The sequence below is a fragment of the Bacteriovorax stolpii genome, assembly GCF_002872415.1.
Taxonomy (GTDB): domain Bacteria; phylum Bdellovibrionota; class Bacteriovoracia; order Bacteriovoracales; family Bacteriovoracaceae; genus Bacteriovorax; species Bacteriovorax stolpii.
On sequence record NZ_CP025704.1, the window covers coordinates 1,829,531 to 1,848,527 of the forward strand.

At 42.1% G+C, this 18,997-nt stretch carries 20 protein-coding genes; 10 read left to right on the top strand and 10 right to left on the bottom strand.

Annotated features, from left to right (window positions below; all coding sequences use genetic code 11):
* Positions 1-63: 63 nt before the first annotated feature.
* Positions 64-1,743 carry a methyl-accepting chemotaxis protein gene (locus C0V70_RS09055; protein WP_102243540.1) on the top strand — a complete coding sequence of 560 codons (1,680 nt, stop codon included), beginning with the start codon at positions 64-66 and terminating at the stop codon, positions 1,741-1,743.
* Here C0V70_RS09055 and C0V70_RS09060 read toward each other — a convergent pair.
* Positions 1,740-2,558, bottom strand: a complete 819-nt coding sequence (locus tag C0V70_RS09060; RefSeq protein ID WP_102245478.1) for a class I SAM-dependent methyltransferase — start codon at positions 2,556-2,558, stop codon at positions 1,740-1,742. The genes C0V70_RS09055 and C0V70_RS09060 overlap by 4 nt on opposite strands.
* Positions 2,559-2,649: 91 nt before the next feature.
* Positions 2,650-2,859, bottom strand: coding sequence for a hypothetical protein (locus tag C0V70_RS09065; protein WP_102243541.1), 210 nt, complete (start codon positions 2,857-2,859; stop codon positions 2,650-2,652).
* Positions 2,860-3,026: 167 nt separating this feature from the next.
* Here C0V70_RS09065 and C0V70_RS09070 point away from each other — a divergent pair, with 167 nt between their 5' ends.
* The gene (locus C0V70_RS09070) at positions 3,027-4,004 is read left to right on the top strand and encodes a heme-dependent oxidative N-demethylase subunit alpha family protein (RefSeq protein ID WP_158649627.1); all 978 of its coding nucleotides are present in this window, start codon (positions 3,027-3,029) and stop codon (positions 4,002-4,004) included.
* 58 nt (positions 4,005-4,062) lie between these two features.
* On the top strand, positions 4,063-4,680 hold the full coding sequence (locus C0V70_RS09075; RefSeq protein WP_102243543.1) for a murein L,D-transpeptidase catalytic domain family protein: 618 nt from the start codon (positions 4,063-4,065) through the stop codon (positions 4,678-4,680).
* On the opposite strand, the gene C0V70_RS09080 is transcribed toward C0V70_RS09075, so the two are convergent.
* Positions 4,647-5,555, bottom strand: a complete 909-nt coding sequence (locus tag C0V70_RS09080; RefSeq protein WP_102243544.1) for a DMT family transporter — start codon at positions 5,553-5,555, stop codon at positions 4,647-4,649. The two genes, C0V70_RS09075 and C0V70_RS09080, sit on opposite strands and share 34 nt — an antisense overlap.
* A gap of 59 nt (positions 5,556-5,614) precedes the next feature.
* Between C0V70_RS09080 and C0V70_RS09085 the strand changes: the two genes are divergently transcribed.
* From C0V70_RS09085 to C0V70_RS09105, 5 genes are all read left to right on the top strand, one after another.
* The gene (locus tag C0V70_RS09085; RefSeq protein WP_102243545.1) at positions 5,615-6,304 is read left to right on the top strand and encodes a DUF4097 family beta strand repeat-containing protein; all 690 of its coding nucleotides are present in this window, start codon (positions 5,615-5,617) and stop codon (positions 6,302-6,304) included.
* A gap of 57 nt (positions 6,305-6,361) precedes the next feature.
* The gene (locus C0V70_RS09090) at positions 6,362-7,288 is read left to right on the top strand and encodes a SelL-related redox protein (RefSeq protein WP_102243546.1); all 927 of its coding nucleotides are present in this window, start codon (positions 6,362-6,364) and stop codon (positions 7,286-7,288) included.
* Positions 7,289-7,355: 67 nt separating this feature from the next.
* Positions 7,356-8,969, top strand: coding sequence for an asparagine synthase B (gene asnB, locus C0V70_RS09095; RefSeq protein ID WP_102243547.1), 1,614 nt, complete (start codon positions 7,356-7,358; stop codon positions 8,967-8,969).
* Entirely contained in the window at positions 8,966-9,616 is a 651-nt protein-coding gene (locus tag C0V70_RS09100; RefSeq protein ID WP_102243548.1) for an RluA family pseudouridine synthase, read from the top strand. Before asnB ends, C0V70_RS09100 begins: the two co-directional genes overlap by 4 nt.
* A 73-nt stretch (positions 9,617-9,689) precedes the next feature.
* The gene (locus C0V70_RS09105) at positions 9,690-10,100 is read left to right on the top strand and encodes a hypothetical protein (protein WP_133566743.1); all 411 of its coding nucleotides are present in this window, start codon (positions 9,690-9,692) and stop codon (positions 10,098-10,100) included.
* 11 nt (positions 10,101-10,111) lie between these two features.
* Here the strand turns inward: C0V70_RS09105 and C0V70_RS09110 are convergent, their stop codons facing one another.
* Positions 10,112-11,233 (bottom strand): hypothetical protein, encoded by a 1,122-nt coding sequence (locus C0V70_RS09110; protein ID WP_102243550.1) that lies wholly within the window; start codon positions 11,231-11,233, stop codon positions 10,112-10,114.
* A gap of 126 nt (positions 11,234-11,359) precedes the next feature.
* On the opposite strand from C0V70_RS09110, the gene C0V70_RS09115 reads away from it, so the two are divergent.
* Positions 11,360-11,788 (top strand): SufE family protein, encoded by a 429-nt coding sequence (locus C0V70_RS09115; protein WP_102243551.1) that lies wholly within the window; start codon positions 11,360-11,362, stop codon positions 11,786-11,788.
* Positions 11,789-11,803: 15 nt separating this feature from the next.
* Positions 11,804-12,787 (top strand): porphobilinogen synthase, encoded by a 984-nt coding sequence (gene hemB, locus C0V70_RS09120; RefSeq protein ID WP_102243552.1) that lies wholly within the window; start codon positions 11,804-11,806, stop codon positions 12,785-12,787.
* A gap of 26 nt (positions 12,788-12,813) precedes the next feature.
* Here hemB and C0V70_RS09125 read toward each other — a convergent pair whose 3' ends face one another.
* The 6 genes from C0V70_RS09125 to menD all read right to left on the bottom strand — a co-directional run bounded on the left by C0V70_RS09125 (position 12,814) and on the right by menD (position 18,990).
* The gene (locus tag C0V70_RS09125; RefSeq protein WP_102243553.1) at positions 12,814-13,749 is read right to left on the bottom strand and encodes a trypsin-like serine peptidase; all 936 of its coding nucleotides are present in this window, start codon (positions 13,747-13,749) and stop codon (positions 12,814-12,816) included.
* Positions 13,750-13,902: 153 nt separating this feature from the next.
* Positions 13,903-15,111 (bottom strand): hypothetical protein, encoded by a 1,209-nt coding sequence (locus C0V70_RS09130; protein WP_102243554.1) that lies wholly within the window; start codon positions 15,109-15,111, stop codon positions 13,903-13,905.
* 39 nt (positions 15,112-15,150) lie between these two features.
* Positions 15,151-15,339, bottom strand: a complete 189-nt coding sequence (locus tag C0V70_RS09135) for a hypothetical protein (protein ID WP_102243555.1) — start codon at positions 15,337-15,339, stop codon at positions 15,151-15,153.
* A 122-nt stretch (positions 15,340-15,461) separates the two neighbouring features.
* A complete protein-coding gene (locus tag C0V70_RS09140; protein WP_102243556.1) occupies positions 15,462-16,367 on the bottom strand; it encodes an enolase-like domain-containing protein in 906 nt (301 codons plus the stop codon).
* Entirely contained in the window at positions 16,364-17,245 is an 882-nt protein-coding gene (locus tag C0V70_RS09145; RefSeq protein WP_102243557.1) for a 1,4-dihydroxy-2-naphthoate polyprenyltransferase, read from the bottom strand. The genes C0V70_RS09140 and C0V70_RS09145 overlap by 4 nt, the downstream gene beginning before the upstream one ends.
* Positions 17,242-18,990, bottom strand: coding sequence for a 2-succinyl-5-enolpyruvyl-6-hydroxy-3-cyclohexene-1-carboxylic-acid synthase (gene menD, locus C0V70_RS09150; protein WP_102243558.1), 1,749 nt, complete (start codon positions 18,988-18,990; stop codon positions 17,242-17,244). The genes C0V70_RS09145 and menD overlap by 4 nt, the downstream gene beginning before the upstream one ends.
* Positions 18,991-18,997: the final 7 nt, after the last annotated feature.

An 18,997-nucleotide genomic window follows, 5' to 3' on the forward strand; every position in this document is an offset into this window, starting at 1 on the left:
TGTCATGTCGAGAAAGTTCAATGCTTCTTCGAACAGAGGTCAAACAAAGCAGGGGAACATCTTATGAAGAGCTACCAGCACTTCAAGTTTAGCACAAAAATTCTTTTAATCGTAGGGATCTCATGTCTGATTTGTTCAGGGACATCCATTGGAATGGCCTTGTATTTTGCCCATGCAGATCTGAAGAAAGGAATTGAAGAAAAAGCAGCAACCATTCACTCGCGACTTGAAGCCGCCACTGAGTTTGTGGCCCTGCAAGGCGGTTTAAAACCGATTGTTGAGCGCATGAAGGGCAAATACAAGTCGGATACAGAAATGAGCGATAATGACAAATTAGAAGTCTTAAAACAGGTTCCTATTTTTGCGGCCATGAAAATTGGGGCCAAGGATGCTGAAGCGGAAGGGTATTCGTTTAGAGTGTTTTCGGATGAGCCAAGAAAAAAAGAAAATATGGCCACTGATTTTGAACTTTCTATCTTTAAAAAATTTCAAGAAAACAAAGAACTCAAAAAATACGTTCATGATGACGGTGACTCGATCACTGTATATAGGCCGGTAAGACTTTCAGAGTCTCAAGGATGTATGACTTGTCATGGCGCCCCTGCGACCAGCCCATGGGGAAATGGAAAAGATATTCTCGGTTATAAAATGGAGAATTGGAGCGATGGCAAGCTCCATGGTGTCTTTGCAATTAAAACCGATATTAATAAAATTGCAGCTCTTCGCGAAGTCGATAAAAACAACCTCAAAACGGTCTTATTTGGACTCGTCCCGATTGTCGTCGCGATTGCTCTGGCCTTTATGTTAATTAAAGGGTCTCTGGACAATTTAAAGAAAGTTGCAGAAATTCTCTCTGGAGTGAGCTCCAATGTGGCCAGCACTTCTCAACAGATGAAGTCAAACTCAACAGATTTATCTCAATCTAATGTTGAGCAGACGGCATCCCTGCAACAGACGGCCGCTTCGCTGGAAGAAGTAGGTGCGATGATTAAGAAAACTTCAGATTATGCTGGGTCAACGTCTAAAGCTTCTTCCATCTCTAGAGAAAAAGCAGAAAAAGGGAGTGATATCGTAGAGAAGATGATTCATTCGATGGAAGAGATCAATCACTCAAATGAAAATATCAGGAGTGAAATTGATCACTCTAACCAGGAGTTTTCAGAAATAGTAAAACTCATTCACGATATTGGAAATAAAACCAAAGTGATTAATGATATCGTTTTCCAGACAAAACTTCTTTCATTCAACGCTTCTGTAGAGGCGGCACGAGCGGGAGAAAATGGAAAAGGATTTGCGGTTGTCGCCGAAGAAATTGGAAACCTTGCCCGAGTCAGCGGAGAGGCAGCTACCGAAATCAGCGGTATGCTTGATAACAGTATCCAGACCGTTGAGCGTATTGTGCACGATACGAAAGTGAAAGTTGATAAACTTCTGACTGAAGGTAAAACAAAAGTGGAGTACGGAAGTTCTGTGGCCCGCGACTGTGGAGAGATTTTAGAGGAGATCGTTTCAAACGTAAAAGTGACCTCTAATATGGCCCTGGAGATTTCTAATGCCAGCGTTGAGCAGTCTCAGGGAATCAGTGAGATCACAAAAGCGATGGGACAGCTGGATGTCGTCACCCAGGATAATACGCATACATCGCAAGAGCTCTCAAGTGTAGCTGACAATTTAAATAACGATGCAATTGAACTTGAGAAAGTTGTTTCAGACCTGCTTAAAACGGTTAATGGGGCCGCTTAGAGCTGAGGTAAGAAGAAGCGCTCAGAAAGTTCAGTGAGTCCTAATTCGCCAAGGATGTCACTTAAACGCTGGGCCGCTTTTTTCTTGTTGGTATCCGGGTTGAATTTAGCAATGATGAGTTCATTTTTCATCGAATGCTCCCAACCTACAAGCTCAGTCACAGTGACTTGATAACCATGGGCCTCAAGTTGCAGACAGCGAAGAACATTAGTCAGCTGACTTCCAAACTCTCTGGTGTGCAGAGGGTGTCTCCAGATTTCACTCAATGATGTTTTAGTCTGCGCTTTATTTTTGCGCAAAATAGAGGCCACTTCGGCCTGGCAACAAGGAACAAGCACCAGGTACTGGCTTTTTTTCTGAAGAGCAAATTTAATTGCATCGTCTGTCGCCGTATTGCAAGCATGCAGGGCCGTGACCATGTCGATTTGTCCCGGCAGGGAAGAGTCGTTCATTGAAGCTTCAACCGAAAGATTGAGAAACTTCATGCGCGGAAATTCGCAGTCGCGTGCAAGTTCAATTGATTTTTTAACCAGCTCATCGCGGGTTTCAATCCCATAGATTGTCCCTTGCCCCTGACTTTTAAAAAACAAATCGTAAATGATAAAACCCAGGTATGATTTTCCCGCACCGTGATCAACCAGCGTATAGTCGTCCTTTTTTTCTGCCAACTCTTTTAACATCGGCTCGATAAAATTAAACAAGTGATACACCTGCTTGAGTTTTCTTCGGCTGTCCTGGTTAAGCTTGCCGTCTCTAGTGAGAATATGCAGCTCTTGAAGCAGTTTTACAGATTGGTTGGGTCTTAATTCAGTCATGGGGGGGAGATTAGAGAAAAAGGGGGAAATTGTATAGATGGGGCAGAGGAAAAGCGCCGCCCAGTGAATTTTTTTCACTGGGCCTTAAGGGTTAGTGCCCTAATTTTTGCGATTTTAGTTCGAAGGGAGGTAAAATAACTTCTTCTTGGGCAGATAATTTAGCTTGCTCACAGTCTTTAGCGTGGGCCATTGGCATAATCACTAGCGCACTGATAATGGCAATTAGAAGGGCCACACCAGCGAGGAATATTTTCTCTTTATCGAGGTTGATCGCTTTCGCTTTTACTAAAGGATTTTTCATAGAAAATTCTCCTTTTTTCCTTTGTTCTACAACCTTAGTATCGTCTCTTTATGGGCAGCGTGATATTCGATAAAATCAATCTCTTCATTCAGAAAATCAATAGATATAAAGTAAAAAATTTGAGAATACTTGGTTTCAAATTAATAACTTCATGTTTTAATCAGGATATGAGCACTAATGACCCCAAATTCTTCCCGATTGAGAAAGGCGAATATGTTGTCGCTCCCGGACTGCGCTCGCTGGGCCATGACTTTGGCAACGGAGATTTCGATCAGAAGGTCTTTCTCATTTCTTCTAAATTTAAAGAATACCGCCAAAACAAACTAGAGTGCCGTGCTGAAAGGCTTTCAAAGTATTTTTGCATTAAGGACTTAAGTGCTGAGCGCGTGAATGTGCTGGCGCGATTTTTAATCGAAGAATTAGTCAAAGAATACCCACAATATTTTATTTTTAGAGACCAGGTTCTGGAGTGCGTGCACACCGGTGATCGATTAATCGTCGATAATAATTTTGATTTTTTAAGCTTTCATTCAATCGATCCAATTTCTCCTCCAGTTGAACACATTCTCGATGCGCTCTCACTGCAAGTGGAAGAAGATATCGCGATGGTGTGCCGAAGTGTTGATGGAGAAAATGTAAAAGATCATCTCGGTTTACTTCACCTGTGTAGTCCAAGTCATTGGTCAGCGGAAGATAAAATTGGAATGAATTTTTTTGATATTCATGTGCCGATTCCCGGAATTGATAAAATTAACCGCGTGGCCGACAAATTGGTCGAGACCATGATCAATAAAGGGCCTTACGTGCGCTTTATCTGGAGTTTTGTCACTGATCAAAGACTCAATCACCATCCGACACCTCCGCCTGGTATTGACCCGGTGGCGTGGAAGGGAAGAAGTTTTAACGAAGACGCTGCCATTCCTTTTTACTTCAGGATTGAGAGGCAAGTGATGTGGGGATTTCCTCATGTGGATGCTTCACTTTTTACTATCGGTGTGACTTTTATGTCGGGGCTGGAAGTGAAAAACAATCCTTATCAAAGGGATCAACTTATCTCTGCCCTTAAATCAATGTCGCCGGAAAGCCGTGTTTATAAAGGTGTTGCCGGGTGTTTTGATCAATTGATTTCTTGGTTAGAGAGTTAATTTAAAGCACTTTTTTCCCAGCAAACGCGAAAAAATTTGAGGGCGATAAAATGGATTTATGAAAAATTCATTTTATCCCGGACTCTTTGCAGGCCTTTTTCTTTTGTTCACTCAAATCGCCCAGGCGCAAAGTTTTAGAGACTATTCACATTTAGATCCCGATCAGCTTGTTCCCAAAAATTTATTAAAAGAGGCCATCGCTTATTTTGATTCTCATCTTGAGAAGATTAAAAACCAGCGCTTAATGGGTGTGATTGATTTCAAACAGCACAATTCTAAGGAACGTTTTTATATCATTGATATGGAATCAGGGAGAGTCGAAACTTACTTGACGGCCCATGGGAAAAATTCTGATCCAGATTATGATGGATATGCGACAAAGTTTTCCAATACACCAGACTCGCTGATGAGCTCCCTTGGCTTTTACCTGACGGCCGAAACATACAATGGGCAAAATGGTTATTCGCTTAGACTTGATGGGCTTTCAAGCACCAATTCAAATGCCCGCGCCCGCGCCATCGTTATTCATGGAGCAGATTACGTGAAGCCTGGGAAAAAAATCGGCAGAAGCTATGGTTGTCCGGCACTGGAGATGCGCTATCACCAGGACCTCATTGATCGTTTAAAAGGCGGGGCCCTTCTTTATGCTGGTCTTGGGGCCACATCACTTTTTTGAGGCTTTTTAAGCGCCAGTAAATTCCCAAAGAAACAAAGTAGAATCCCAACAAAAAGTTGGGGAGTGAAGACGATGTTTTCAAACACCGACGAAATAATCATGGCAATGACCGGGGAAATGATGCTCGTATAGGCCGCTCGGTCTGCTCCAATTGTTCCCACTAATGTCTGGTAGGCCCAGAAGGCCACAACTGTTCCAAAAAGACTTAAGTAAGTCAGAGAAAAAAGAAATGATGGAGTAGTCGGAAAGTAAAAGCTCTCGCCATGGATGAGCCCGATGATTAAGCTAAAAGCTGCCCCATACAACATCCCCCAGGCATTAAAAGTCATGACTGGAACTTTGAGTTGATGGTTTTTATAGGCAAACATATTTCCAATAGACGCAAATAATGTCGCAACGATCCCAATCACGATCCCAAAAATGGTCACTTTGTCGGCACTGAAATTAGAAATCTCTCTCCAGAATAAAAAGATGATTCCAAAAAATCCCATGATAGCGCCATAAATGACGTTTTTATAAATTTCTTTTTTATAAATGAGTTTCATTCCCAGCATGTTGAAATAGATGAGAACTGTGAAGGTTAGGGCCACAAGTCCAGAGTTGATATATTGCTCGGAGACATAGGTGAGGATGTAGTTTAAACAAAAATTAAAAAGGCCCTGGAGCATAAAGAACTTGTGATTGGCCAGGGGGTATTTAAGAGTTTTTTTGATAAAAAAAACGTTGATAACAAACATCATAATGGCCGCTAAAAGAAAGCGAAAAAAAACGCTAGCAATTGGACCAGTGCTGTCTATTTGGAACTTTATGACAAACCAGGTTGTCCCCCAGATAAGAGAGCAAATAGAGAATAAAAGTATGTTTCGAGAGTTCATTTTAAAAGCTTTCTCTGCTAGGATTGTAGGACAACTCCATTTTAACTAACGGGTGATTTATGTCATTAGTTTTATCTCTTTTTATCGCACTTATTTCTGGGAATGTTTTTGCTGATGTGGCCAATCCACTTCGTTTTCCTTCAAACGGAATTAAGTCGCTAAGTGTATCGGTACCAAAAGGTAAAATTGTACTGGTTTCATCGAAGACACAAAAAGACATCAGTGTTCATGTGGTGGAACAAAACTCCAAAGAAAACAGCAAATGCATCAAGACCATTGGCCTGGAAAATACTCAACTCAACGTCAAAATCACGAGTGAGAATATTATCTTTGAAAAAGCTGACTGCAATTATGATGTGACAGTGACAGTTCCCGTCTCACAAAATTTTGATATGAATATTTCATCAGGAACGGCTGCTGTAACTGTCAAAGATATTAGTGGAGCACTCGATGTTAAAACAGCGACTGGGAGTGTAGGTGTCTCAGGGGATGTTTTAAGAAATATTTCGGCAAAAACGGCAACAGGGGCCATGTCATTTGCCTATAAAACTTGTTCAGGAAGGGCCGACCTGGATTTTATGAGTGCTACTGGCAAGACGACTCTGTCATTGCCATCAACTTGCAAGATCCGCGTTGATTATAAGAGTGCCACAGGAAAATTATTTAATGCGATCGGAGAAACCGAAGAATATCAAGTATTCATAAGTGGTAAAAGCGCCAGCGGAGACCTCTCTATTGTTAAAATTTAGGTCTGTCTAAACGCGGTCTTATTTCCCAAGGAAGAAAAGTAAGGTTAGAATCTTGGTATGAAAAAATTCTTTACTGTTGATGTTAATCAAAAAATTCTAAGAACAAGTGCCATTTATGGCCTGTTCTGGGGTCTAGTTGTAGCGCTGTTCCCTCAAGGATTTTTGCGTCTTTTTGGAGTTGAGCTGATTTCAGGCGTTGAATTCTGGCAACTCTTGGGAATGGGGGCCGCAGTCATGGGGGTAGGTTATTTTATCGCCAGCTTTGATTCGGATAGATATTGGCCGATAGTTATGGTCGGACTACTTTCATCGTTTTTAGGGACTTTTGTTTTTGCTAAGGCCTTAATCACCCATACTCTTCCTGTTCCATTTTCTTTATTTATGTTGCTCAGTCATGCAATTTGGCTGCTTCCTTTTTACTATATTTTACTTTGTGCTTATGACAGCGAGATTGCAGAAGATAGTGAGCCTAAGAAGTTCAGTGAGCTGATTAAGTATGTTCGCACTTCCCAAAACATTTCTCTCTTAGAATTGTCGCGCAATCACAATGTCCTTTTGGTTTTTGTACGCCATTTTGGGTGTACATTTTGCCGTGAAACTGTGGCGGAGATGTCTAAAATCGAATCGGCGATTAATCAACGCCATTTGACTCCAGTTTTTGTTCACATGAGTGATCTGGACTTTGGCAATGAGTTCTTTGCTCGTTATTATCAGCACCCTGTTCATCACGTTTCTGACCCTGGTCGTGCCTTATATAAAAGTTTAAATTTAAAGCGCGGAAGCCTTTATCAGCTTTTTGGACCTATGACTTGGATCCGCTATATTTATGCCGGAATTTTAAAAGGGCATGGTGTTGGACGCCTTGAGGGTGACGGCATGCAATTGGGCGGGGTTTTTGTCTTGTCTCAAGGTCAAATTCTCTTTGAAGAAAAGGCCAAATCTGCCACTCATATGTTCCATTTAGACACTCTTCCAAAATTTTAGGCCAGCATGCTATGATGGAAGGATGTTTTTTGGTTCACAAAAGACATTAATCCAGGGAGTTTGGTAGATGTGCGGTTTTATCGTAATCGAAGGAGAGTTCGATTCTTCTCAGTCTTCTAGCGTCTTAGGCCCTTTTAAAAATCTTTATAATAAACTCACTCACCGCGGTCCTGATGACCACAAAGTTGTGGCCTTTAAAAAAGGTGTTATCGGTTTTCACCGCCTGGCCATCATGGATCTTTCGCCTCTTGGGGCCCAGCCTTTTTCGACTTCGTCGGGAAATATGCTGGTGTGTAACGGCGAAATTTATAATTATCCTGAGCTTAAAACAAAATGCACTAATTACCAGTTTATTTCTCATTCGGACTGCGAAGTCCTGCTTCCTCTTTATGAAATGTGGGGAATAGAAAAAATGGTGCAGTCCCTGGACGCCGAATACGCTTTAGTTATTTGGGATGAGAAAAAAGGGAAGCTTCTTGCTGCTCGTGATCCTATGGGGATCAGGCCGCTTTTTTACGGGAAAACCAAAGAAGGAAAAATCGCTTTTGCTTCTGAAGTAAAGGCCCTGGTTGATGTGTGTTCTGAAATTACACCTTTTCCTCCTGGCCATTACTATGACGGTGAAAAATTAATTTCCTACCTGGATCTTTCAAAGGCCGAAAGTTATCACACTCTTTCAACTCCAGATGTTTTAAAAGGCATCAACTCGCGCCTGCGTGAGGGTGTTAAAAAGAGGCTACAGTCAGATGCAGAAATCGGATTTCTTTTAAGTGGAGGTCTGGATTCAAGCCTGGTGTGTGCAATTGCTCAGGAGATGAGTTCAAAACCGATCCGCACCTTTTCTATCGGAATGACCGACGATGCGATCGATTCAAAATACGCTAAAGACGTGGCCGACTATATTGGCGCTAACCACACCAATGTCACGATGACTGTGGCCGATGTTCTTGGAGCTCTAAGAGATGTCGTTTACCATCTCGAGACCTGGGACATTACAACAGTCAGGGCCTCAATTGGAATGTATTTGGTGTGTAAACACATTGGAGAAAAGACCAACATCAAAGTTCTCTTAAGTGGGGAAGTGAGTGATGAGCTTTTCGGTTACAAGTACACCGATTTTGCTCCAACTCCGGAAGAATTCCAAAAGGAAGCCGCTAAAAGAATCCACGAGCTTTACATCTACGATGTTCTTCGCGCTGACCGCTGTATCTCTGCTCATTCACTTGAGGCCCGCGTGCCTTTTTCAGATAAAGAATTCGTTCAATTTGTTATGGGGATTGACCCAAAATTAAAAATGAACACGACGGGAATGGGAAAGTTTCTTTTGAGAGAGGCCTTCAAAGCGGGTGATGGAGAAAAGAAACTTCTTCCAGATCATATTCTTTGGCGAGATAAAGCTGCCTTTTCAGATGCCGTCGGCCACAGTATGGTGGACGAACTTAAGGCCTATGCCGAAAAACAATACACTGACGAAGACGTGAAGAACGCTTACAAAAAATATCCGTACAAAACTCCATTTACTAAAGAATCGCTCTTATACCGCGAGATTTTTGAAGAGTTCTATCCAGGTCGCGCTCACCTGATCAAGGACTACTGGATGCCAAATCAGACCTGGGATAATTGTAAAGTGACGGACCCAAGTGCCCGCGTTCTTCCAAATTATGGGGCCAGCGGGAAATGAGTTTCTACGACATCGTTTTAGAGAATGAACACTTTGTTATTGTCGACAAAAAGGCCATGGTTTTAAGTGTCCCCGGCCGTATGGGCGAAGACGACGGCCGTCCGGTCCTGGGAAAAATCCTGGAGAGCGATTTAAAGATCACCATTTATCCGGTTCACCGCCTAGACTTTGAAGTTCAGGGGCTCATTATGTACGCCAAAACTCCCGCTGCCCATAAAGCTGGAAACGCCTGGTTTGAAAAAAAAGAAGTTCATAAGACTTATGCGGCCCTGACAAAGCCACTTCCTGATGCCCGCGAGACTTTTAAAGTTGGCGAAAGCTACAATTGGAAGTGCAAACTTCTGCGCGGGAAAAAGCGCGCCTATGAAGCTCCTCATGGAAAGGAGAGTCTGACGACGGCCTTTCTGGCCAGTGTTGAAAATGGGGTTTTCCATTGGGAAATGAACCCAATCACCGGGCGCTCTCATCAACTCCGCTACGAACTTTTCCGCCATGGACACCCGATCATCGGCGACGTCCTATACTCGTCTAGTGAAGAATTTTCTGAAAAAGGAATTGCTCTTCGTGCATTCAAAATTGATTTTTCCAAAGCTCCTCGCGCGAGTGAATTTTTGCTCCCAGAAATTTTAGAGATTAAAAAATTTTAGATTGCCAGCGTGTTTCGAAAATCTTTATACTAAAAAAAATAACAAAAATTTTTTTACTATGAGGGTGAAAAAAATGGTCGGATCACGTTTGCAAACAATGTGCTTATCACTTCTATTACTGGCTTCTTTTGGAGCAAGTGCCGCTATCGACGGCAGAGCAATGAATGCTCAAGGGACGAAGAGTGCCCAGATGGTTAATCTAAACCTGCAGTTTAAAGCAAAGAACAAAACGGTCAATTCTGACCTCACAATGCCTTTTTACCAGACAGCGGAACTAGAAAAGAAAGTCGGCGACAAGAACGTACTTGTTGAAATCAACCCACGCCGTGGAAAAAATGCCGATGAAATTGCTCTTGAGATGAAATTCTACAAGGCGAGTGGTTCCCGTGCGTTCTACAAAAAAGAAATCATCGCGAAAGTTAACCAGGACTCACGCGTATCTTTCCGTGGAATGTCGGTAAGAGTAAGACCAGTTCTTAACTAATCCATTACATTTTAGCGATTCATATAATCTATGAGCTGTTTCACAAAAGGGATCAGCTCAATAGAAATTAGCGCGATAATGATGAGCTCTAAAAGATGGCTTCGTCTTGATGTAATGTTGTCCAAAAGAAGTTTACACAGTTCGGCCATGTTATCGAGCTTATTGTCGATTGAACTCTGCCAGTCTGAGAACCTGAACTTATTTGAGGCCATTCTAAAGACGGTCGAGTGATAAAGATCTCCGATAACCTTAAGGGAGTTTTCTACGGCCTCAACGATCTCGGCGATCTCAATATACCTTTGCCCTGCTTCAAGTGCTAAATCCGTATAACGTGACGAGAAGATGCTCATCTCTTTAAGTTCTACTGCTGAGTAGAGGTCTTTTAATTTTTTATCCAGAAGATCATCGTAGTAGCGCATTTCTAAAAGCTGGTTGAGGGCAAACTCAATGACGTCCGGGATGTCCATCGAGCCGCTTGGCTCAATGATAAAGGCCGAGTTCCAGTCGATGATGGCCAGGTCGTTTTTGTAGTACTGTAGCTTTGAAGTGTAGATACGTTCTTTAATTTGTGGAGCGAGCTGGTCTTTTTCTTCATTGATAATGAGGGCCGCAATGTCTTCTTCAGCAAGAATGGTCGAAGCGTCCTGGTAATTGTTAGCAAAACTCTCAATGTAGTAGAGGATATAATCTTCGTTGACTTCCCACTCATTGGTCTTGGCCATTGAGTCCTTGATTTGAAGGGAGAGTTCGCGGGCCTTGCCTCTAGCGTAGACATCAAGCAGGTCGTAGTTCTGGATGCGATCGGAGATCGCACGCAATTGATCAATCGTTGTGCCTTCTGGAATTGGGAAATCAAAAGTGATTGAAAGGGCCCCGAACTCCCAAATCTTAGCGCTGACTTCCGGGTTAAAAGACATATCGTGGTCGGCGTAGGCATAGTTTCCAAGTGCGACACTTAAAGGGTCATTGGATACAATCACGGCCTGTTGGTTGATCTTTTTTAGTTTGAATTTGGAGCGGGCAGCGTTTTCTTGCTGGAGGAGCTTCTCGGCCTTTTCCAGGTCAATTTCCTCTCCGATATCGTAAACGCGGTAAACTAAAATGCGGCCTTTTTTGATAGTGTTTTGACTCATAAAAGTATTCTAACATACCTAGATTATTTAGGAATCTTTTGAGTTTGTAGGAATAGTTTTTCCGTCCTCCCCATGCTATAAGAAGGGGGTATTGCCCACTTAAGAATAAAACCAAAAGAGTCAGGAATGATTAACGAGAGAATTGCAGGGTTGATTGCCGATTTTAAACGCTTTAGCGATTGGGAAGAGCGCTATAAACATCTTATTGAGATTGGAAAAAAGATGTCTCCTATGGATGAAAGTAACAGAATCCCCGCAAATCTAGTGAAGGGTTGTCAGTCACAAGTGTGGCTACACGCCGATCTCGTGGATGGAAAGATCTTTTTCCAGGCCGACAGTGATGCTTCTATCGTTAAAGGGATCGTTGCTCTTTTAGTCAGTGTTTACTCTGGCTCAACTCCAGATGAAATCCTGATGACGAAACCAACGTTCTTAGAAGATATTGGACTTCGCGAGCATCTATCGATGTCGAGGGCCAATGGATTAAACTCAATGATGAAACAGATTTCTTTTTTTGCTATGGCCTACAAAGCTAAAATGCAAATGCAAAAATAACGAGAGAGATTATTTATGTTAAATATCAGCCGTCCAAGAAGAAACAGAAAAACCGATGCCATCAGAAGACTGGTGCGTGAAACTCACTTAGGCCCTGCGGATTTAATCGCACCGCTTTTTGTGAAAGAAGGATCAAACCTTCGCGAAGAAATTAAAACGATGCCGGGAGTTCACCGCTTGTCAGTGGATGAGCTGATTAAAGAATGCCGCGAACTTTACTCACTAGGTATTCCTTGTGTGTCTTTATTTCCAGCGATCGAAGATAAATTAAAAGATGCAAAGGCAAGCGAGGCCTACAATCCAAACGGTATTTATCAGCGCGCGATTAAGGAAGTTAAAAACGCTCTTCCTGATTTAATGATTATGACTGACGTTGCTCTTGATCCTTATTCAAGCGATGGGCACGATGGTTTAGTAGACCCAAAAACAGGTGAGATCCTAAATGACCAGACGCTTGAAGTGCTGGCGAAAATGGCCATCGTTCAGGCAAACTCTGGAGCTGACATTGTTGGCCCTTCAGACATGATGGATGGACGCATTGGTTATATTAGAGACGCTTTAGATGAAGAAAATCACATCAACGTCACGATCATGTCGTATGCTGCTAAATACGCTTCAGCTTTTTATGGGCCATTTAGAGATGCCCTGGGATCAGCTCCGAAAAAAGGTGATAAAAAAACTTATCAAATGGACTACGCTAACGTCAGAGAAGCGCTTCGTGAAGCCTATCTGGACGAATCAGAAGGCGCAGACATCCTGATGGTAAAACCGGGACTGCCCTATTTAGACGTGATTAAAACGCTAAGAGATAACACGACTCTGCCGATTGCTGCTTACAATGTAAGTGGAGAGTATGCGATGATTAAGGCCGCGGCCGCTCAGGGCATGATGGATGAAGAAAAGGCCATCATTGAAATGCTTTGGTCGTTTAAGAGAGCGGGAAGTGACATGATCCTGACTTACTTTGCTAAAGATGCAGCTAGATTATTGAACAAATAAAAAAGGGGAGCTTAGCTCCCCTTTTTTTATAGACCTGGTACCTTGTTAATTCTCATGACTTTTTCGTAAGTGTTTAGGTGAGAGTTGGTTAAGTGTCTCGACTCTAAACATTCTTTTTGCGGATTATAAACGAAGTCTTCCGCCCCTTGGACTAAGATCCCTTCAACTTTTCCATTTCTCTTATTGAAAACCGGTGATCCAGAGTTTCCACCATATGAATCAAGGTTTGCTGTGAAGTAATGTGAACGAAGGAAAAATGACCTGATTTTTGTTTCTCTTTCAATATCATTCATGCGGCTTACCACTGCACCATCAGTTGCTTTCATCGGAAGACCCATCGGGTGACCGATAACGACAAGTGGAGTGTTTAATAAAACACGCCCGAATTTTCTCGTCTTAAGTGGAACGTAACCTTCAACATTGCGGTCTAGTTCAATCACCGCGTAGTCGCTCACTTCTTTTTCATTGTAAACGTATCTTTGTGTGTTGATTTTTTTACAAGAGTAAACTTGAGATGATTTTAACTCTGTTGTGTTGTCTTTAAATCCAAAGACCCACTTATTATCAGCACATTCTTTCTCGTTAAGCATACAGTGGCCGGCCGTCACTAGTGTTTTTGGGCCGACTAAAAATCCCGAGCAGTTTCCAAGTGAAACTTGTTCAGAGAAGCGCTCATCTGCACAAATTTGCGGCATAGAACTTTTTAATGGAATATTTGGGAAGAGAATCCTTTCTGGATTGTTTCTATCTTCAGTTAATCTTCTCTTTGGAACACGAAGAGCGATTGATTGAGCTTTTTCGATGTATGAAGTCTCTGAGTACTGATCGATTTCTACGCGGTCGTCATTGCCGTAGATCAGGTCAGTTCCTGGAAGTGAAGCTTCGTCAAAAGCAAATAGTGGTGATGAAATTGTCAGTACTAGAGATGTTATCCCCAGTGATCTTAAGAAAGATCTCTTCATAAGTGCCCCCCAAGGCAAGTCACAGAATGTCCCCGGCACATAGATACGTCCCGGGATATAGACAGGCAATGGAGGTTGTAAAAGTTTCCCAATAAAAAAGGCCCGCTTGGAGGCGGGCCTTTTATTAAGTAATTTCGATAGTTAGGATAGCTCTTAGAACCAGAAAGAAATACTCGTCGCTAGCTTGTAAGCGTCTCTGTTTGCGTTTCTTACGTCTTGAACGAACTTAAGTCCTTTGACTCCGTTACTTTCAACAATTTTCTTCTCGTATAAACCACCAAATGTGATTTGAGCAGATTTTGTGATCTTGTACTTGATGGCAGATTCAATCTTATAAGTTTTGATCTTGTTAGTGACGTTACTCTTTCTTTCTTGTTGAGTTGTTGGGTAATATGTAGTCCCGTTTTCAGTAAACTGAGCATATGTGTGTTGAAGGTCTTTGATAAGTAGTCCTTCTACGTTTTCAACTAGAGACCATTTTTCGTTTAGAAAATATTCCATACCAACTTGAAGGAAATATTCATTTTTCGCTTTCGTTGTATATGGTTCATAAGGAAGTTTTGAAGAGAAGCCATAAAGAGAATCAACCCAGATTTCCATAGTGCTACTTTCGTAGTTTAAACCGATATCAAGAGCATAGTTCGCTTTATTGTGCATGCGGTTTTTATAGTAAAACTGCCCAAAAGTTAATTTAAGAGAGTCAGTTGTAAAAAGTTCTAGCTTGTTAGCAAGACCGAATTCTCTACTAGTATTAAAAGCAGTGACTTCTTCAGTTTTATACCCAGTGATTGTTGAATATGTCGTGCTTCCAACTCTTCTAGTAGATGTCACATATTGTTTATCACCATTTTGATCTGTGTAGTTTTCAGTGCTGTCACCAAAAAGTGTAAACTGGTTAATGAAGCCTTTAGAGCGTCCACCATAAGAAGCTGCGATAAAAGCTTTACGACTTAATTTTCTATAGTTGTTGTCAGCTTGGATAACTGTTCCGCCGTCCTGATATGTGTTTTCAACAGCACCCCAGTGAAGGTTTTGGAAACGAACAACACCTTTCCCAAGCATTAATCTTACGTTTGGAATCCCTTTGTAAGTCGCATAGGCTTCTTCGAAGATGTTATTTTCTCTGTCGAGTTTTCCATCAAGGTCAAGCTTGATAGCTGCAGACATGTCGTCTTGCTCAGCAAAGATTTTTAGGTCGAGAACTCCAATACCAATAACTGAAGCACCCTTAGAGCCTGCAATCTTTTCGAAGTTTAATGCATCCAGAGCGATAAAGCCGCGTACGGAAGCGTCGAATGAATGTGCCTTGAGTGGCATTAGACAACATGGCGCTAGGATAAGCGTGAAAAGAAGCTTTTTCATAATCCCCCCGGATCAATAAATTAGATGGGGGGATCTATATCATCTATTGCTTTCTTTTTCTATACATCTTTCGACTTCGTCAAAATATGCATGGTACTCACCTTTAACCGGGCAAGAGTCTGAAGCTACGTAACGTTTTGGAGACCCTTCCGTGGTTTGGTGTGAACATGACACCAGTACTGAAGCAAGTGTAAGAATTAGGCCCATTGTGATGACAGATTTCTTCATATCATCCTCCTTTTGATTATTTTACTCCCGTTTTTAATACGGGTGAAGCTAAGAATAGTTGCCTAGTCGACATTTATAAGATTTGTCTAAAATGATTTTAATGAATTTTTTCTACGAATTTTTTAAAGGAACTGAGAAAGTCCGTGAAATTCCATTGAACGCTTGCGGGCCAGGAAATAAAGACCTTCCATTATAGTTGGGTGTTCGAAGCTCGAACTGATGACGGCGCGGTTTTCGGGATGATTTCTTAACCAAAAACTAACAAAACTAATCCCAAAAAGTGAAGGTTTGATGACCGCAGGCCACGCTAGATGCGGCTTAATTGCAAATTGTTCAAAGGACTCATCGATGGCCACTGGGATTTCTGCACGTTTTTCAAAAACTAGAGTGTCGTAGAAATTTTTAAAAGGCTCTTCAATGTAATCGATGTTGTGAAAAGCTCTCTCTGGAATTTGTGTCTTTAGAATCTGATAGAATTCAATCATTTCATTAAGCTCAAACTGGCGGTTGCCATCAAGTCTGAATTTTAATTGAGGGTTGAGTTGATGAAGTTCAATAAGAAGATTTCTTGTCGCCAGGAGATTGTGATCAATTTTAATTTTTACGCATTGAGAGTCTTTGAATTTTCCCAGGTCATCACCAGGGCGGTAGAGGTCATTGATTAAAATCTCTTCATGGGAAAACAGCTGTGGGTGAGTGGTGCGGATCATTCCCAGAAGAATCGCTTCGATATTAAAGAGCGCTTCAGCTTTTAGAGAATTTAAAAATGCATCAGGGCCCACCAGGTTAAAAAATCTTTTCTCGAAATCAATTGCCGAAAAATTAAGATGGTAGTTCGTGAAGAATTTATTAATTTTTAAAGACAGCTCTTCCAGTGAACTTTCATGAAAGCCTGGAAGGACAGAGATAAAATAATCTCTTTCTAAAATGGTGACTTTTAAAAACCTGTTTTTTGAGATCACTTTGCCTCTCACCGGAACCGGTTTTATGTAGGAAAGTGTCTCAAAAGAAAGTTTTACATCCATCATAGGTTAAAGCTTACAACCATTCCAAGCGCGGCCAGGAGGCAATAAAGCAGGTTGTATTGTGCCGTTCTTGCCAAGGCCATATTTAGTTTTGAATCAATCGGGTGATAAAGAATCTGCAGCCACGTTTTGTGGAAGAATAGCGGCAAAAATAAGACCGGAAAAATCCATTTAAAATGGTAGGCCACCATGAGGTAGAGGCAAACCAATGTTGAGAGCAAGATGGTGCTCATACAAAGAGCGCGCTGAAATTTTTCGCCAAAACGAACAGCGAGAGTGCGCTTATTTGTATCGCGGTCAGAGATGATGTCGCGCAGGTTGTTTACCGCCAAGATGCAGGCAGAGATAAACCCCGGGCCCATCCCTGAGATGAGAGCAAGTTTTGAGATCTCATGAGTCTGCAAATAAGTGGTTCCACTGACAGCAATCACTCCAAAGAAAATAAAGGCCGCCACTTCACCAAGGCCATTATAAGAAAGTGGGAATGGTCCACCGGTATACCCGTAAGCAAAATAAAGAGAAAGAAGGCCAATGACCATAATCACCGGGCCTCCGACATACATCAGGTAGATTCCCAGAAGAAAAGCAATACCCAATGTTAAAATCAGAGCGTTCTTCATTTTCGTTAAGCTGATAAGTCCAGAGCTCGTTACACGAGTTGGCCCCAGGCGAGTGTCGTTATCTACGCCTCTTAAAGCGTCCAGATAATCGTTAGCAAGATTGGAAGCAATCTGTAGAGTCAGCGCACATAGCGCTGTCAAAACGGCAATGAGCACATTGATAGACCTAATTTCAACATAGGCAACAGCAAGACCCAGCACAACCGGGGCAAGAGAAGCAAAGAGAGTTTTCGGGCGAATCGCCAGCATCCAGTTTTTCATAGTTTGATAGTTCTCAATTGGTCATAGACCGATTTGTTAGTGTTGTGATCGATGAAGATTTCCATCATCGTGTGTGTCGTTTTCTTTTGCATGTCTTTAAAGGCCGCCAGGAAGTCTTCGCGGTTGGAAACACCGACGTAGTCGATGCCAAAGCTTTCAGCGGTCTTTTTGAAATTCTGCCCGTGTGGGCTTGTAATGTAATCCAGGACTGATTTTTCACGGTGAATAGGAAGCAGAGTGAAGATTCCTCCACCATCGTTATTGACCAGGATGATCTTCATTGGGGTCTTTAAGTCTTTTAGGAAATAAAGCGAGTTTAAATCGTGAATGAAAGCGACATCGCCCACCACCAGGTAAACTTCTTTTTGAGTTCCATCAATGAATCCAGCAGCAGAGGCCATAAAGCCTTCAATCCCACTGACTCCGCGGTTGGTGGCGACTTTGATATTCTTTCTATTTTCATATGAAAAATAAGCATCAAAAGTGCGCACCACGGTCGAGTTGCCGATGTAGAGAGTCGAGTTGTCCGGCATATGATCGATGATCGTTTTTGAGATGCTCGGGTAGGCCAGTGGCCCTTCTTCGATCAGTTTAATTTTATTTTTTGAGAGAGATTCAAAGTTTAGGTTCAATTCTTTCTTTGGAAGACTGCTGCCCTCAAAGAAACTCATGATTGAAGTGAGTGTCGAATTAATATGAGCATTGATTCTGATTTTTGTATGATGAGAAGGGTCTTCTTTTTCCAGGTTCAAGTTCAGAGTCACCAGGTTGATTTGAGGAACTTGTTTTAGGAACGAGTAGTAATGTTTTGAAGTCAGGCGTCCACCGATATGAAATACCGTCTCAGGTGGGTTTTTAACGAGTTCACTTTGCACTTCCGGGTGATCAAATGTTGGAAGGGCATCGTCTGTTAAATTAAAAGCGTACTTCAGTGAGCTTGAAACATCAAAGTAGGTCGGCCAGTTAAGCGTTTTGACAAACTCTCTGACTGTTTCTGTCGACTCGTGAGGAGCAAGACTTCCGATAACCAGCAATCCTGTTTTGGATTTTTTCAGGATGCCCGAGATTTCTGCAATGGCATTTTTATCCGGAACCGTTTCTAAGTTCACATAGCGAGTTGATGGGCCTTCGCGGTTGATTTGAATGTTGGCAAGTTTAATGTATTCCGCAGGAATATTTGTCTGTGTATCTTCAAGCGGGTCCCTAAAAGCGCAGTTAAAATGCACTGGACCTTTTTGTGGGTAAAGAGATTTATTAATCAGGTTTGATAGACTTGAAGTCATGGCCAGCGGACTGATTTCCGCAGAAGGTGCTCCGAAGTTCATTTCACCCTGGACGTAATCACCGTAGAATTTTGTCTGGTCAATTGTCTGGTTATCATCACAGAAGGTCAGCTCAATCGGGCGGTCGGCCGATAAAACGATCAGTGGCAAGTTTGATTTTTTTGCTTCAACAACGGCCGGCATGTAGTTGGCCATGGCCGTTCCCGAGGTACAAACCAGGACAGAAGGTTTTCCCGTTGCTTTAGAGTATCCCAGAGCACGAAAGGCCGCCGCTCTTTCATCCATACAAAGGACGATAGAGAGGTCTTTGTTGAAACCTTGAAGGTGAGTCATCGCCGCAATGAGAGGTGCGTTTCTCATTCCTGGTGAAAGGTAGAACTGGGTGATGTTGTTTTTTAAAAACTCATCAATGATTAAGCTTGCCCAGACGCGGTTGATGTTTTGTGAAAGTAGTTTTTCCATAAATGTT